Origin of the sequence: Staphylococcus petrasii (assembly GCF_002902565.1) — a bacterium.
GTDB lineage: Bacteria > Bacillota > Bacilli > Staphylococcales > Staphylococcaceae > Staphylococcus > Staphylococcus petrasii.
Map to the genome: position 1 here is coordinate 1 of NZ_PPRC01000084.1, position 15,743 is coordinate 15,743.

Genomic DNA, 15,743 nt, shown 5'->3' on the forward strand with positions numbered 1-15,743 from the left:
ATGATATATTAAATTATTATTAGTGTAATGTGCCTATAATATATAAATCTATCAACTTATATAAGACTATATTTAGAATCTATTTTAAATCGTAATTTTTACGTTTTAATACAAATACACTCTTCTTGATTTCAAATAAACATTCTTACTAAAACTTAAAAGTCTTTATATTATAATATTTATTAATTTTGCAAAATAAATTTCTTTGGGAATATTATTGCTAAAATTTAGAGGTGTCTATTATTAATTTGTAGGCTACAACATGCAATGACAACTTAGAATTTACCTACACTATATCGTAATTTGGCTCTATCACTTATTACGATAAAAAAGAAAGCATACTGGCGTCATGCCAATATGCTTTTCTTTCAAACTTTATTTTTTAACTTTCTTACGTATACGATCAAGTGTCGTAAATAACCAATATTTCACTTTGTTGATTGGTTTATAAAAGTCTCCTATTAACTCTTCAATATGTACGTTGAATCCTCGTTTAAAGCGATAAACACCATAATCCTCGCTATTTTCAGTAAAATCACCAGATAAACCATAGAAATTATATCGATCATAACCGTGGTCAAAGCAATAGTTCATCATATGCCAATGCATCATGTATGGTCCCATATAATTATTATATTTTTCTGATGATCCTCCAGAGAAGTAATTAACCTCGTAGGCATTTGCAAAGTATACACCAGAAGCTAAATTTAAAATTTGACCATCTGTTTGACGTAATTCACTCGCATTTAAGAGTTCTTTTTGGTCATGTTCTATTTGTTTATCTAATTCGGCAATCTTTTTAAGTTGTTTATCATTTTTGTTTTCTTTTGCCATCATTTGATCACGACGAGACTCTTTATCACTTAGTGATTCTTGTAAAGTTTTAATATACTCATCAAGGTCAATATATGCAAGTGGAACAAGAACCTTATCCCCATATGTATCAATAAAATTATAGAAATATTCATCTGTTTTAGATACAAATCCCGTTCTTGCTTCAGTTTCACGATATAAATCTAAAAAGATGTGGAATTCATCTCTTTTTAGAAATCTAACTTTAACTCCATAGTTTATCGCTTTATTAATATTTCTCTTACGTTGACTATCAAATTGTTTTTTCAGTGAAGCAGGTGTTTCACCTTTAAGATAATCTACGCCCATCCATCTTACTTGGCTTGAAGTATCATATTTAGTAGTGAAACCATGATGTTCATAACCATGAGATTTAAATAAGTTTACTAAAGCATCATTTTTTTCTCGACCTTCAATTGGATTAATATCTTTATCATAAATTTGATAAATCCAGTAAGGGTCTAATTTAACGTATAAACATTGATGTTGATGTAAATATTTTTCTAGTTCACGTAAGTAAAAATCGACAAGACCTAAATCAGAATAATCCATTACTGGTCCACGATTTGAATAGTAAACATAGCTTCCCATAGTCGGTATTTTAGAAAAAAGACTAGCTGCAATGACTTTATTGCTTTCATCTTTCACACCTAATAACACAACCTCAAAACCATCATTTTCACGAGTTTGAATATTTTCTTTTACTTGGAAGTAATGACTTTCTAATGATGGGTTTTGTACAAAGTTTTCATATTCTTTTACTGTTAACTCTGTAAATTTCATATTAGTCTATTCCCCTCTTAATCAAATCTATTTTTTAAGCTTTTTAAGCGTTCTATAAACTGAATACATTGGTTTATTTATAGGTTTCACAAAATCTCCCACATATTCAATCACATCAGCATTGAATCCTTTTTTGAATTTTACAACACCAGCGTCTTCAGCATCTTCAGTGAAGTGACCGCTAATACCGTAGAAATTATATCTGTCAATTCCATGTTCTAAAGCATAATTAATCATTGTCCATTGCACTGCATAGCTTCCAGCAAAGTGTCTATATTTATTAGAAGTACCACCTGCATAATAAACAACTTCAAATGGATTGATAAAGAAGAAACCTGCAGAAATTGGTAATTCATTACCATGTTCACTTTGTAATTTAGCAGCTTCGTCAATTTTTTGTTGATTTGCATCTAATTGTTGTTCAAGATTTGCTTTTTTATTATGAGCTTTTTTGTTTTCAGGACGTTTTTCAATATCTTTTAATGCTTTATTTAAATCTTTCGTTAATGTTTCACGTTCATTTTGAAGCTCTTCTAAGTATTCATCGAATTTAATATACGCTAATGGTACTAATACTCTATCTTTAAAGTGCTTAAATCTATGATAATAGAAAGTATCTTCTCTATCAGCAAAGTCTTTCGTTTCACTTGTATCTTCCATAAATGATCTAAAAATTGGTAGTTCTTCTTCAGTTAAGAATTTAACTTTCACACCATTTTTTTGTACTTTTTTAGTATTTCTTTTACGTAAATTATCCATACCATTTAGTACATCTTTAGCCGTTTTATTTTTTAAATCTAAAACAGAATGGAAGCGGATTTGTAAAATAGGATCAAATCCTGTTGTAAAGCCTTCATGAGCATAGCCTAAATGTTTCATTTTATCGAAGAACCAATCATTACCAGCGTTGCCAGTTATCTCACCATCATGATTACGATATTGATAAGGTAAATATGGGTCTACGCGAACATATAGACAATTATGTTGTTTTAGATATTTATCTAATTCATGAAAGAAAAAGTGAACAAGTTCTTTATTCTCAAAGTCAATAACTGGACCGCGATTACTATAAAAGTATTTAAAGAATTTCATTACTGGCACAGCAGTTAACAAGCATGCAGCAATTACTTCGTTATCGTTATTTTTAATTCCAACTAAATGAGTTTCAGTTTTTTCCGCAACTTTTAATTCATAGTTTTCGGTCATTTGCGTAAAGTGACTGTAAGGCATTTTATCTGTGAATTCGCCAAACTCTGTAGCCGTTAAATTTGTAAACTTCATTATTTATAACTCCTAATTTAAGATATCTTTTTCTAGATTAATGTTCACTATTTCAGTTGAATAATTTTGATTTATGTATTAAAGTGAAATTATTTTTCTCTAATCTCAATAAGTATACAATAGATATTTATAAAACTGAAATAGAATCTATTAATACAGACGAATGATTCAATTTATTTTATATTGATGTATACAAATAATAAGAGCTGAAAGACTAAGTTTTCAGCTCATTAAATGATTATGTTAATTTTATTTTAAAGTATTTGCACATGCTTTGCCAACTATTGTAATTGTATTATTATACTGAAATTAACAGTTGCTATTTATTTATTTAATGCCTCTCTTATCGACACTAAATATTCCTCCATTTCACTTGGACGATTGTTTTCAAATCTTTTAACAATTTCACTTCCAATTACCACACCATCTGCTACTTCTATTATGTTAGTAACATGTTCTGGCGTTCTTATGCCAAATCCTGCAACCACAGGTATATTCGTAAGTTCTTTTATACTTTTTATTTTCTCTTTCAATTCTGGATGGAAAGTTCCATCTTTACCAGTTGTGGCATTCATAGTTACAGTATAAATAAATCCTTCAGCATGTTGAGCAATTGTTTTTATTCGTTCTTCTGAAGCGGTCATTGCTATAAGCGAAATAATTTTCACTGAATATTGACTAACTCTTCTTTTCAGTGCTTTAGCTAATTCAAATGGCAGATCTGGAATTATAACCCCATATACTCCTGTTTTTTCACATTCTTTGAAAAAGGCTTCTTCCCCATACGAAACAATGATATTGTAATATGTCATAAGTACATATTTACATTTTATCTCATGTTGATGTGAAGCTAATTCCTTAAATATAAAGTCAATTGTTACGCCCTCTTTAATCGCTTTATTTCCTGCATTCATAATCACAGGTCCATCAGCTACAGGGTCTGAAAATGGCACACCAATTTCAATAATATCAGCCCCATTTTCATCTAATACTTTAATATTATTTATGAAATCTTTATTACCCATAACATATGGTATAAATAGTTTAGTCATTTATACCACCTCTTTCATTAGTGTATTGTCGAATGGTTTCCATGTCCTTATCACCACGTCCAGATACTGTAACCACTATAATTTCATCCTTCTTCATGGTAGGCGCTAACTTTTCTACGTAACTTAATGCATGCGCACTCTCAATTGCTGGGATAATTCCCTCAATTCTACTGAAGCGGATGAGTGCTTCCATCGCCTCTTGGTCACTTGCACATTCGTATTTTACTCTTCCTATGTCGTGATAGTAGGAATGTTCTGGTCCTATTCCAGGATAATCCAGTCCTGCAGATATGGAATGTGCTAATTCTATTTGTCCATTATCATCTTGAATTAAATACATTTTCGAACCATGAAGTACGCCTGGTCGCCCTTTTCCAATAGCAAGAGCATGCTTATCAGTATTAAAGCCTTTACCGGCTGCTTCAACACCATATAATTGAACGTCATCTTGGATGAATGGATAGAATGTGCCTATTGCATTAGATCCACCGCCTACACATGCTACTACTGCATCTGGTAAACGGCCTTCTTTATCTAATATTTGTGTCTTAATCTCTTTACCGATGACACTTTGGAAGTCTCGAACCATCGTTGGAAATGGATCTGGTCCAAGTGCTGAACCTAGTAAATAATGCGTATCGTCGACATGACTCACCCAATATTGCAATGCTTTATTTACTGCGTCTGACAATGTGCCTTGTCCGTCGTCTACTGCTTCGACTTTAGCGCCCAATAACTCCATGCGAAAGACGTTAAGTTGTTGTCTTTTGATATCTTCTTTTCCCATAAACACAATTAGTTCCATATCAAACAGTGCTGCCACCGTTGCACTAGCTACACCATGCTGTCCGGCGCCTGTTTCAGCAACCAATTTATTTTTCCCCATGCGTTTCGCTAATAAAGCTTGGCCAATAGCATTGTTGATTTTATGCGCGCCCGTATGATTTAAGTCTTCCCGTTTGAGATAAATCTTGGCGCCTCCTAATGTTTCTGTGTAAGATTTTGCATATGTTAAAGGCGTTTCTCTACCAACATATTCTTTTAAGTAATATGCTATTTGTTTTTGAAAATGAGGATCTTGTTTGGCTTTCGCATATTCCTTCTTTAATTCAATAATGGCTGGCATTAATGTTTCTGGAACATACTGTCCTCCATATTCACCAAAAAATCCTAATTCATCAGCTTCCGTTTGGATGTTCTTCATAGTTTAAATCCCCTTTCACAAGATTTACGATTTCATTCATTTTAGTTAAGTCTTTGTCGTGATTACTTTCAATGCCACTGGAAATGTCGTAACCTGCATGCTTTAAATTTAATTGTTCAAGTTGTTGAATACTTTCTAAATCTAATCCACCAGCAATTAAATAAGGTGTCGACGTTTGAATATTGTTTAGTAGTTTCCAATTAAATTTTCGTCCTGAACCTCCATATTGTTCTGAAGGTGTATCTATAATTAATAAGTCAGTATAGTTTTCGTATAATTTTATTGATTCAGCAATATTGGCTGTGGCAGGAAGGGCTTTAATTATCTTAATATTCTTGAAATTCACTTTAGTCTTGTTGATTAATTCAATTGGTTCGTTGCCATGAAATTGAATACAGTCAAGCGGTGTATTAATGATTAAGTTTTGAATTTCTTTAAAAGTAGGATTTACTACTACAACGACTTTTTCAATATTTCGAGGAACAAGGTGCATTAAGTCATTTAAATGTTGTATATCCACATGACGCTTACTTTTAGGAAAATGTATAAACCCAATCATGTCGATATTTAACGAGTTAACTTTTGCTACATCTTTTATTGTTTTAAATCCACAAAACTTAAGTATCATGTGTGTTTAACCTTTGGCAATTTTAGAGATGGTAAAAAGCTAGATAAATCATGACAATTCATTAATGCCCCACCTATTAATAAACCATCAATCCCACTTTGAATAATATCTTCTACATCTTCTTTCGTATTAATGCCACTTTCTGAAATATAATAATATCCTTGTTTTTTATTACGTAATATTTGATTCGTATGTGCTACATCTGTAATAAATGTTTTTAAGTCTCTATTATTAACGCCAATTATTTCTGGGTTTAATTGATAGGCTCTTTCTAATTCAGCTTCGTCATGAACTTCCACTAACACTTCTAATTCTAAATTGCTTGCATAAGTGTATAATTCGCGCAATTGATCATCGGTTAAAATATTGACTATTAACAAAATGATACTTGCACCAGCTTTTTTAGCTACGTCAATTTGAAGCGGATGGATAATGAAATCTTTACACAATACAGGTAAGTTAGTATGCAGAGTAAGTTCCTGCAAACGTTCAAAGCTACCACCAAAATATTGCTCATCAGTCAAAATGGAAATCGCATTGGCACCATACTTTTCGTAATCTTTTACTTGTTGTACTAAATTACGTTCATGAAATGCAGATACAGACGGACTTTTCGATTTAATTTCTGCAATAATATTTAATTTAGAACTCGTTTTCAAACTTTCAACTAATTTCGATTTATGTGAGACATCTATAGTTTCAAGTGTAGTTAATTTTTCATCGTAATATCCTTTATTTAGTAATTGTTCCTTATACTCTACAATTTCATCTAAAATAGTCATCTCAACACCCTCCCATTAATAAATACTGTTTCATAGCTTGGCCACTATCGATAAGATGTTGAGCTAACTTCACTCCTGCCTTAATTGTTTCAACCTTTTCAGTAACATAAAGTGCAAGTGCAGCATTTAAAACGACTACATCACGTTTAACAGAGTGATCTTGATTGTTTAAAATGTTCAAAGTGATTTGTTTATTAATTTGAGGTGTTCCGCCTTTTAATTCGCTATTATCTGCATTTATCAAACCTAAGTCTTTAGCATTTAAACGATAATGATGAATAGAACCATCTTCTTGTAATTCATAAATTTCATTGTCTCCTGAGAGAGTAGCTTCATCCATTCCATTTGTGCCATGTATCACTATTGCTTTACGGCGACCTAAATCTTTTAATGTTTGTGCAATCATTTCTAATTTAGTTTCATCATAGACGCCCATGACCTGATAAGTAAGTTTGAACGGATTAATCAAAGGACCTACTAAGTTAAAAATCGTTGGTGTATTGATAGATTTTCTAACTGGTTGAATGTACTTCATGATTGGATAAGATTCCATCGCACTTATAAACGCTAATCTTTTATTTTTCACTTGTACCGACACATCAGTCACGGTAGTCGTTGAAATACCTAATTCTTGTAGTAAATCTGTGCTACCAGAATTCGAGGTAATACTTTTATTACCATGTTTGATTACTGGCACGCCAGCACTCGCTACGATAAATGAAGCGGTCGTTGAAATATTGAAACTATTAGATTTGTCGCCTCCCGTTCCACATACACAAATACTTCCATCATAGGTTGGTTGCGTAGGATACATGGTATGAATTAGACTTTCTACAATATATGTTAGCTCTTGTTGATGAATGTTTTTTCTTGAAAATGCTTCAAGTAATTCAACCTTTTCTTCAAATTTAATATCTTGATTAATTAAGGTATTGATAAATTCTGTCGCTTGTTCTTGTGTCAAAACAGTTTGATTATTAATGTGTTCCAATAGTTTCATCTAAGTTGTTCCTTTCATTCACAAGATGTATAAAATGAGTAATAATCTGTTGTCCATAGTTAGTAGCGAAAGACTCTGGATGATATTGAATACCAAAGTGTAGATGATGGTTATCTTCAAATGATTGAATACTGTCTGCTGTCTTACCCGTAATCGTTAAATTTGATGGAAATGATTTTTCATCACTTATCAATGAGTGATAACGCATAACTTTAAATTCAGTCGGTAAATCTTGATATAGAAGCGTTGGACTACATACTTTCATTGTATCTACTTTGCCGTGCATTACTTTTGCGCCTTGAACCACCTTACCGCCGTAATAGCAAGTGAGTGCTTGAGCACCTAAACATACACCTAGGATTGGTAAATGTTTATATGTATCAATAGCATTGATTAAACAATCATTATCGAGTGGATGGCCGGGTCCCGGAGATATGATGACACCGCTAATTTGATCACCATAATCTAGCACATCCTTGTCATCTGGATATTTAACTATCACTTCATCTAGCTGCTTTACTATATCTACTAAGTTGTAAGTAAATGAATCATAATTATCAATAATTAGTATCATGGGGAGACCTCCAATAAACTCTTCGCTTTCAAACGTGTTTCTTCTAATTCTTTTTCAGGAACAGAATCATACACTACGCCACAACCAGCCTCTACTTGAACAGTGGTATCATCAATAAACATTGTTCGAATGGCCAAAGCAAAATCTAAATTTTGATTACAATTTATGTAGCCAATACCGCCACTATATATACCGCGCTTATGAGGATAGACTTCATAAATTCTTTGAATTGCTCTTAATTTCGGTGCACCTGAAACTGTTCCTGTAGGTAAAAGGTTAGCAATAACAGTCATAGGTGATAGCTCTTTTTTAATTTCACCTTTAACTTCACTCACGATATGCATCACATGTTCATATTTTTCAATTTCCATTAATTTTGTGATTTTTGAAGTACCTGTATTACTCACTCTATGTATATCATTTCTTCCTAAATCTACTAACATGCTATGTTCACTTATTTCTTTTTCATCTGCTAGAAGTTGGCTTGCATTACGCTCATCTTCTTCAACTGTCTTACCTCTCTTTATCGTGCCAGCAATTGGATTAGTAATGACTTCGCTATCATGCACTTTGACGAAACTTTCTGGAGAACTTCCAACAATGATGGGCCCGTCCATATTGATAAAATACATATACGGACTAGGATTACGACGTTTTAAATTTTGATAGAGCTGATAACTTAATTGATATTTATTCTCTCCAAAATGATGTTGGTATTGATAAATTCTAGATGGTACAACCTGAAACATATCCCCCTCTTTTATTAGCTGTTTTAGATATTTAACATTATTTATAAAATCATTATCATTTATATTAGCTGCCATGTTTGTTCGTTTTGGTGGAATGATATTATTCTGTTCATACGCTTTTATAGACGACAGCTTTTCAATACGTTCTTTTACTCTCGCTTTTAACTCTTCTTTTTTAGCTCCTGAAAATTGATTTGTAGCAACGACATACAAATCATCACGATAGTGGTCAAATACGTAAACATCCTCAATCATATAAAGTTGTACATCGTCATGATCTTTCTTAGGTTTAATATTAAGTCGTTGCAATATAGGAAACTCATGTCTAACTAAATCAAAACTACACGTACCAATAAATCCTGAAATGAATGGCAAGTGCTTCAGTAAATCATCTTCAATCTGAATATTAAATTGGTTGATATAGTTTTTTAGATAATTATAGGGTTCCGTCGTGATGATTTGATTTTGACGTTTGGTTTTAATTTCCAATCTTACATCTGTCAAAGTTACTGTTCCATGATAATCAAATGCGACAATTGAATACCTGCCTTTTAATTCTTGCTGACTTGTACTTTCTAATATTATCTTTTGTTCTTTCAATTGCCCTAGCACCTCTGGAGTGATGTTAGCTCTTATCACTTCATAATATATTTCCATAGTCTCACCCTTTTCCTATTAAAATGATTTACCTAATATCAAAAATTGATTATTAAAAAAATTTACAGGATAATTATTTTGAAAATTCAGATTATTTTATTTATACTAATTTCAAAATCTAAGTTTGTAACTAGCGATGTTCATTAAGCTTATTCGTTAAATATTTATCATTAACCTATATTAAAGACCTTCGCAAATCAAAAAGACACCACAGTTAGCTATCCTCAAATATAAGGACGCGTTACCGTGGTGCCACCTTAATTAACATTCTCATGTTCACTCAATAATTATTCATTTATACATTTTAAGCCCAATTCAAAAAATATGTTGTGCTAATTTCCATCTACCATTAGCTTTCTTATGCTACAAATCATATTATCTACTTCACTTAAAATTATTTGACAATTCTTATAATTCAGTATAATACATAGAATTAATTTAATTGTCAATGACATTTTACAATTTTATTGGTGATAAACAATATGCGTAGAGTAAGTCCTGAGTAGCTTTAATTGAATCAATATGTGTTCTTTCTAATGCATGTGAAGATTCAATTCCTGCTCCAAATAAACCATGACGAATATCGGCTCCAGATCTAAGTGCTGCTGAGGCATCAGATCCGTAATATGGATAAATATCTACTTTATATGGGATTTGATTAATCTTACATAAATTAATTAAATGTGACTTTAATTCCTTATGATATGGGCCAGAACTATCTTTTGCACAAATAGAAACTGTATATTCATCAGAAGATTGTCCATCTCCCAATGCTCCCATATCAAATGCGATAAATTCGATAATCTTTTCTGAAATTGAAGCATTTGCGCCATACCCTATTTCTTCATTGTTAGATATATAAAATTGTGTAGTATGTGGTAAAGTTGTATCCTCTTGTTTTAACTTTTCTAGTAATTCTAAAATCATAGCTACGCTTGCTTTATCATCTAAATGACGTGATTTTATAAATCCTGAAGGTGTAATTTGAGTTCTTGGATCGAAACTAATGAAATCTCCAACTTCAATTCCTAAATCTCTTGTTTCTTCAGCAGACGTTGTCTTTTCATCTATACGGACTTCCATATGTTCAATATTACGTTCGATCTCATGATTATCTTTATAAACGTGTACACTTGTTTCATGTAGACAAATTGTTCCAGTATAGACTTGGCCAGCTTCTGTTTGAATTTCACAATATTCGCCTTCGATAGCATTGTAAGTAAAGCCACCAATCAAACTAAGCGCTAATCGGCCGTCTTCTTTAATTTCTTTAACCATAGCTCCAAGTGTATCTACGTGTGCAGTAATACATCTTTGATGCTCATCATCTTCGCCTTTAACAGTAATGATTAATGCACCTTTATTCGTTAATTTAGTTGGATAACCTAAACTTTCAGCTTTATCTTTTACATAATTTACAGCTTCAGCTACATTACCAGAAGGACTATTAATTTCTGTTAATTCTTTAATCGTTTGTAGAACCTTTTCACTCATTCTGATTTCCCCCTTTTCTCTTATTAACATTTATTTTATCGCACTTACCCGCCTATCTCTATTAATCCAACTATATAACTATTGTTTAATTATGCAGGCTATTTTACAATAACTATATTCTGAAAATTTCGAAATAAGGTGATTCAATTGAAAAATATTTTATTCGTAGGTTTAGGTCTAATTGGTGGTAGTTTAGCAAGCAACTTAAAGTTTTATCAACCAGATATTCAAATTTCAGCCTTTGATGCCGATTTAAGCCAACTCGATAAGGCGCAGTCTATTGGAATTATAGATGAGAAAGTTAAAGACTATGCTTTAGGTGTTGAAAAAGCTGACATCATTATCTATGCTACGCCCGTTCAACAGACTGAAATATATTCAAAAGAATTACCTAACTATCATACTCGCCCTAATTTAATTGTTACAGATACTGGTAGTACAAAAGCAAATATTCAACAATATGAATCATATCTTTTAGAACATAATATTCATCTAGTTGGTGGCCATCCAATGGCTGGTAGTCATAAATCAGGTGTGCTTAATTCTAAGAAATATTTATTTGAAAATGCTTATTATATTTTAGTTTACAATGATGATCGAAACGCTTTAGCTGCTAAATACTTACAAGAGTTGCTATCTTCAACATCTGCTAAATTCATTACTACTACAGCTCAAGAACATGACTATGTGACAGGTATTGTAAGCCATGTCCCTCATATAGTCGCTTCTAGTCTAGTACATTTGAGCGAAAATAATTCAAACCAACATTCATTGGTAAAGCAATTAGCAGCCGGTGGTTTTAGAGATATTACCCGTATTGCTAGTAGTAACGCGGATATGTGGAGAGATATTACCTTAAGTAATAAAGAAAATATTTTAAATATATTAGAAATGTTACAACTACAATTCCAAGCTATCGCAAATTCAATTAAAAACGATGAAAGTGAAACTATATATTCCTTTTTCAAAGATGCTAAAAAATATAGAGATCAACTTCCTGTTAAACAACGTGGTGCACTAAATGTAGCGTATGATCTATATGTAGATATTCCGGATGAACCGGGTATGATTAATAAAATTACTAATATACTAAGTTTACATAATATTTCTATAAGTAACTTAAAAATTTTAGAAGTTCGCGAAGATATTTTAGGTGCCCTGCGTATTAGTTTTAAAACGCCTCAAGATCGTGAATTAGGAGTTAAAGCACTTAATCATTTTGAAACTTATATTTTATAAAAAAATATCCTCTTAACTGATAGAAGATATTCCACTAATTAATGGATATTCTTTTCTATCGTTAGGAGGATACTTCTCTACATTTTATGTCCTGCCATTAGACCTAAACGTCCATGTTTGGTACCTGCATCAGTGTATGAAATCGCCTTTGATACGATACCTTTTCCATATTTATTCTGTAAATAGTCTATTGTTTTAGCTAATTTTTCATCTCTTCGTCGTTCATATTCATCAATAAACAAGTTTAATTGTCTATCTTCTTCGCTAATCAATTGGGTTAATGAAATACTCAATGTTCGATATAACGCACTTTTATCGCACAGTTGGTTCGCATAATAATTCACTACCTTAAAAATATCTTTTTCTAAATTAGTGGGATCTGTTAGAGTATATTGCTTATGTACGCCGCCACCTTCTGTATAACCAAAAGAGAAATGTATTGTACGTGCTAATTGCTTACGCGCTCTAATACGACTTGCTACATCTTCAATTAATTCTTGCATTACTACTTTTGTTTCTTCAAAACGATAGTCTCTCATTAAAATTTGGCTTTTACATATTGAAGGATTTGTAACTTGATATTTTTCTCGCACTTTACTTTGATCAATACCATTAGCATGCAAGTGCATATCTGTGCCTAAAATACCAAACTCTTTCTTTAAATATCTATAAGGATACTGTGCTAAATCCCCTATAGTAATGATTCCTCTTTTATTAAGTTTCATTTCTGTTTTTTTATTAATACCCCAAAAATCTCTTAAAGGTTGAATACGCCACAGTTTCTGCGGAACATCTTGATAACGCCACTCAGTAATACCATTTTTTGTATGTTTTGCTTCTATATCCATAGCCACTTTGCTTAACAACATGTTGGAGCCTATTCCAATTGTGCAATATATACCTGTCTTATCTAAAATTTCCTTCTGTAACCTTTCCGCAAATGATGCTACTGTCGAATTAAATCTATGGTAACTGTTAGTTACATCCATAAAGAATTCATCAATACTATACTGATGTAAATCCTCACCTGGAATATATTTAAGCGCAATTTTTGAAATTTCAATAGACACTTCTAGATACTTTCGCATACTGGGATTAATGATATAAATATCGTTACGATGTGGTATTTCAAATAATCTTGAACCTGTTTTTATTCCTATTTCTTTTAATTTTGGTGTAGCTGCTAATACTACAGACCCCTGTCGTTTAGTATCCGCTACTACTGCTAATTTTGTAGTTAATGGATTCAATCCTTTTTCAATACATGACACACTTGCAAAAAAACTCTTTTGGTCAATACATAGAACATCCCTATCTTCAAGTAAGTTATAGTCATACATCTTAATAACCTCCCTATACAATATTTATTATATACGAACATCTGTTCTATATCAATACAAACACGAACTAATGTTCTTATTATTTTATTTTTGCGGTTAAAACGAAAAATGCTATACTAATCTTGTATTAATATATAAGGAGGAAAATTTATGCCAATCGTAAATGTTAAATTACTTGAGGGACGTTCAGATGAACAATTAAAAGATTTAGTAACTGAAGTAACTAATGCAGTTGAAAAAACTACAGGTGCAAATAGAGAAGCAATTCACGTAGTAATTGAAGAAATGAAGAAAAATCACTACGGTGTAGCTGGTGTAAGAAAATCAGACGAACAATAAGTAATTATATCTTAAGTTTACATAATAAAATTATTGTTTTAATATAACCACAAAAAAGCCATGCTTAATAGCATGGCTTTTAAACTTTATTCATTAAAAAATTCTTTGATTGCTTGTTTATTTTTTTCTTTATCAATATCAAGTGCGCTTCCATCATTATTCGTGTCTATATTTTGATATGAGTTTTTAACAGGAACGGTTAATGACTGTACGTCTTTATCTCCTCTAATACCAAAATTTATACCGGTTTGGAAAATAGCAGAGTTAGGTATATTCGTATTAACATATCCTCTTAATATACCTGCAACTTTAGGCAATTTAACTATTGAATCTGGTGTAACTAATTGTTGTTTTAATGTTTGCATGACCTGTTGTTGACGTCTAACTCGACCAAAGTCACCTTCTTCATCGTGTCTGAATCTAGCATAACCAAGTAATTCTTTACCATTCAAACGATGGCGACCTTTTTTCAATGATACACCAATATTTTCAGACATATCTTTTTCAACATTAATTGGGATACCATTAGGCTCTAATTCATCAATCATCTTTTCAAAACCTGTAAAATCAATTACAGCATAATATTCAGGATTTATGCCTAAATTTTTATTTAATGTCTGACGTAATAATTCAGGTCCCCCAAGTGAATAAGCTGCATTAATTTTATAATTCTGATAGCCAGGTATTTCTGCATAAATATCACGCATAACGGACATCATTTTCATTTTTTTATGAATATAATCATATTGAACAACCATAATAGAATCCGAGCGAGATTTACCGCCGTTCGCTTGGTCTGCGCCGAGTACAAGTACCGAAATTTTTCCATCATTTTTTACTGGGCCGTTAAATTGATGTATCTTCACATCTTTAGCATGCTCTTTTGCATAATTTAAGCCGCTTCGATAACTATGTATCACATAAATCACTATCGCCAACAATATCACTAATAGAATTAGTAATATAAAAGGTAATTTGCGAAGTCTTTTTTTCTTACGTCGTTTAGAAGGCGTTTGATTGTGTGCTTGTCTGCTTAATTGTGTCTTATCCTTCTCGTCTGTCATATTTACCTACCTTATGTTTAAAATCTTCAAAATTATATAGCTATGTACTATAATTTATATATACTAAAGTTAAAGAACTTACCTTAAAAAATCAAGTGCTTTTTAGATAAATGGGACTAAGGTCTAATGAAAGGATGGCGTAAATGAATATAAATACAGCATATTTTGCTGGTGGGTGTTTCTGGTGTATGACCAAACCTTTCGATCAATTCGATGGCATAGAAACAGTTACCTCTGGATATATGGGAGGCACAACAGATAACCCTACCTATGAAGAAGTGAAAAGCGGTACAACCGGCCATTATGAAACCGTAAAAGTTGAATATGATGTAGCGCTATTCTCATATAATAAATTATTAGAAATTTTCTTTTCAGTGATTGATCCGTTAGATGCTGAAGGACAATTCCAAGATAGAGGTTCACAATATAAAACCGCTATTTTCTATACGAATGAAGATCAAAAGAAACTTGCGGAAGCATACATTCAACAGTTACAAGATACATTACATGCTGAGAAAGCAATTGCTACAAAAATATTACCCGCTTCAACTTTTTATAAGGCTGAAGAGTATCATCAAGATTTTTATAAAAAGAATCCAGAACGTTATGCAAAAGAACAACAAGACCGCGCAAACTATAAACCCAACTAATAAGCTAAAAAAGACATCCATACTAAGTGTTTAATCAATTACACTTCAGTAGGAT

The 15,743-nt window shown here is 31.9% G+C and carries 15 protein-coding genes; 3 read left to right on the forward strand and 12 right to left on the reverse strand.

The window, feature by feature from the left end; genetic code table 11:
• Positions 1 to 375 precede the first annotated feature (375 nt).
• The 10 genes from CD127_RS10810 to CD127_RS10855 form a co-directional block, all read right to left on the reverse strand.
• Complete coding sequence (locus CD127_RS10810; protein ID WP_103329685.1) at positions 376 to 1,635, reverse strand: aminoacyltransferase; 1,260 nt, start codon at positions 1,633 to 1,635, stop codon at positions 376 to 378.
• 27 nt (positions 1,636 to 1,662) lie between these two features.
• On the reverse strand, positions 1,663 to 2,916 hold the full coding sequence (locus tag CD127_RS10815) for an aminoacyltransferase (protein WP_103366716.1): 1,254 nt from the start codon (positions 2,914 to 2,916) through the stop codon (positions 1,663 to 1,665).
• A 323-nt stretch (positions 2,917 to 3,239) separates the two neighbouring features.
• Positions 3,240 to 3,968 (reverse strand): tryptophan synthase subunit alpha, encoded by a 729-nt coding sequence (gene trpA / locus CD127_RS10820; RefSeq protein WP_103366717.1) that lies wholly within the window; start codon positions 3,966 to 3,968, stop codon positions 3,240 to 3,242.
• Positions 3,961 to 5,172 (reverse strand): tryptophan synthase subunit beta, encoded by a 1,212-nt coding sequence (trpB, locus tag CD127_RS10825; RefSeq protein WP_103366718.1) that lies wholly within the window; start codon positions 5,170 to 5,172, stop codon positions 3,961 to 3,963. The genes trpA and trpB overlap by 8 nt, the downstream gene beginning before the upstream one ends.
• Positions 5,147 to 5,800, reverse strand: coding sequence for a phosphoribosylanthranilate isomerase (locus CD127_RS10830; RefSeq protein WP_103366719.1), 654 nt, complete (start codon positions 5,798 to 5,800; stop codon positions 5,147 to 5,149). Before CD127_RS10830 ends, trpB begins: the two co-directional genes overlap by 26 nt.
• Complete coding sequence (gene trpC, locus CD127_RS10835) at positions 5,797 to 6,582, reverse strand: indole-3-glycerol phosphate synthase TrpC (protein ID WP_103366720.1); 786 nt, start codon at positions 6,580 to 6,582, stop codon at positions 5,797 to 5,799. The genes CD127_RS10830 and trpC overlap by 4 nt, the downstream gene beginning before the upstream one ends.
• Before the next feature lies 1 nt (position 6,583).
• Positions 6,584 to 7,582 (reverse strand): anthranilate phosphoribosyltransferase, encoded by a 999-nt coding sequence (gene trpD, locus CD127_RS10840; protein WP_103366721.1) that lies wholly within the window; start codon positions 7,580 to 7,582, stop codon positions 6,584 to 6,586.
• The gene (locus CD127_RS10845) at positions 7,560 to 8,156 is read right to left on the reverse strand and encodes an anthranilate synthase component II (protein ID WP_103366722.1); all 597 of its coding nucleotides are present in this window, start codon (positions 8,154 to 8,156) and stop codon (positions 7,560 to 7,562) included. Before CD127_RS10845 ends, trpD begins: the two co-directional genes overlap by 23 nt.
• Positions 8,153 to 9,562, reverse strand: a complete 1,410-nt coding sequence (locus tag CD127_RS10850) for an anthranilate synthase component I (protein ID WP_103366723.1) — start codon at positions 9,560 to 9,562, stop codon at positions 8,153 to 8,155. The genes CD127_RS10845 and CD127_RS10850 overlap by 4 nt, the downstream gene beginning before the upstream one ends.
• Positions 9,563 to 10,018: 456 nt before the next feature.
• Entirely contained in the window at positions 10,019 to 11,056 is a 1,038-nt protein-coding gene (locus tag CD127_RS10855; protein ID WP_103366724.1) for a M42 family metallopeptidase, read from the reverse strand.
• A gap of 147 nt (positions 11,057 to 11,203) precedes the next feature.
• On the opposite strand from CD127_RS10855, the gene CD127_RS10860 reads away from it, so the two are divergent.
• Positions 11,204 to 12,295 (forward strand): prephenate dehydrogenase, encoded by a 1,092-nt coding sequence (locus tag CD127_RS10860; protein WP_103366725.1) that lies wholly within the window; start codon positions 11,204 to 11,206, stop codon positions 12,293 to 12,295.
• 77 nt (positions 12,296 to 12,372) lie between these two features.
• On the opposite strand, the gene CD127_RS10865 is transcribed toward CD127_RS10860, so the two are convergent.
• Positions 12,373 to 13,635: a Y-family DNA polymerase gene (locus CD127_RS10865; protein ID WP_103366726.1), complete on the reverse strand. Its 1,263-nt coding sequence runs from the start codon at positions 13,633 to 13,635 to the stop codon at positions 12,373 to 12,375.
• Between the two features lie 150 nt (positions 13,636 to 13,785).
• On the opposite strand from CD127_RS10865, the gene CD127_RS10870 reads away from it, so the two are divergent.
• The gene (locus CD127_RS10870) at positions 13,786 to 13,974 is read left to right on the forward strand and encodes a 2-hydroxymuconate tautomerase (protein WP_103366727.1); all 189 of its coding nucleotides are present in this window, start codon (positions 13,786 to 13,788) and stop codon (positions 13,972 to 13,974) included.
• Positions 13,975 to 14,060: 86 nt separating this feature from the next.
• Here the strand turns inward: CD127_RS10870 and CD127_RS10875 are convergent, their stop codons facing one another.
• Entirely contained in the window at positions 14,061 to 15,038 is a 978-nt protein-coding gene (locus CD127_RS10875) for an LCP family protein (protein WP_103298141.1), read from the reverse strand.
• A 143-nt stretch (positions 15,039 to 15,181) separates the two neighbouring features.
• On the opposite strand from CD127_RS10875, the gene msrA reads away from it, so the two are divergent.
• Positions 15,182 to 15,688 (forward strand): peptide-methionine (S)-S-oxide reductase MsrA, encoded by a 507-nt coding sequence (gene msrA / locus CD127_RS10880; RefSeq protein WP_103366728.1) that lies wholly within the window; start codon positions 15,182 to 15,184, stop codon positions 15,686 to 15,688.
• Positions 15,689 to 15,743: the final 55 nt, after the last annotated feature.

Bases quoted from the DNA above. Each gene is read 5' to 3' on its own strand.
- CD127_RS10810 (WP_103329685.1), bottom strand. From the start codon at position 1,635: ATGAAATTTACAGAGTTAACAGTAAAAGAATATGAAAACTTTGTACAA.
- CD127_RS10815 (WP_103366716.1), bottom strand. From the start codon at position 2,916: ATGAAGTTTACAAATTTAACGGCTACAGAGTTTGGCGAATTCACAGAT.
- trpA (WP_103366717.1), bottom strand. From the start codon at position 3,968: ATGACTAAACTATTTATACCATATGTTATGGGTAATAAAGATTTCATA.
- trpB (WP_103366718.1), bottom strand. From the start codon at position 5,172: ATGAAGAACATCCAAACGGAAGCTGATGAATTAGGATTTTTTGGTGAA.
- CD127_RS10830 (WP_103366719.1), bottom strand. From the start codon at position 5,800: ATGATACTTAAGTTTTGTGGATTTAAAACAATAAAAGATGTAGCAAAA.
- trpC (WP_103366720.1), bottom strand. From the start codon at position 6,582: ATGACTATTTTAGATGAAATTGTAGAGTATAAGGAACAATTACTAAAT.
- trpD (WP_103366721.1), bottom strand. From the start codon at position 7,582: ATGAAACTATTGGAACACATTAATAATCAAACTGTTTTGACACAAGAA.
- CD127_RS10845 (WP_103366722.1), bottom strand. From the start codon at position 8,156: ATGATACTAATTATTGATAATTATGATTCATTTACTTACAACTTAGTA.
- CD127_RS10850 (WP_103366723.1), bottom strand. From the start codon at position 9,562: ATGGAAATATATTATGAAGTGATAAGAGCTAACATCACTCCAGAGGTG.
- CD127_RS10855 (WP_103366724.1), bottom strand. From the start codon at position 11,056: ATGAGTGAAAAGGTTCTACAAACGATTAAAGAATTAACAGAAATTAAT.
- CD127_RS10865 (WP_103366726.1), bottom strand. From the start codon at position 13,635: ATGTATGACTATAACTTACTTGAAGATAGGGATGTTCTATGTATTGAC.
- CD127_RS10870 (WP_103366727.1), top strand. From the start codon at position 13,786: ATGCCAATCGTAAATGTTAAATTACTTGAGGGACGTTCAGATGAACAA.
- CD127_RS10875 (WP_103298141.1), bottom strand. From the start codon at position 15,038: ATGACAGACGAGAAGGATAAGACACAATTAAGCAGACAAGCACACAAT.
- msrA (WP_103366728.1), top strand. From the start codon at position 15,182: ATGAATATAAATACAGCATATTTTGCTGGTGGGTGTTTCTGGTGTATG.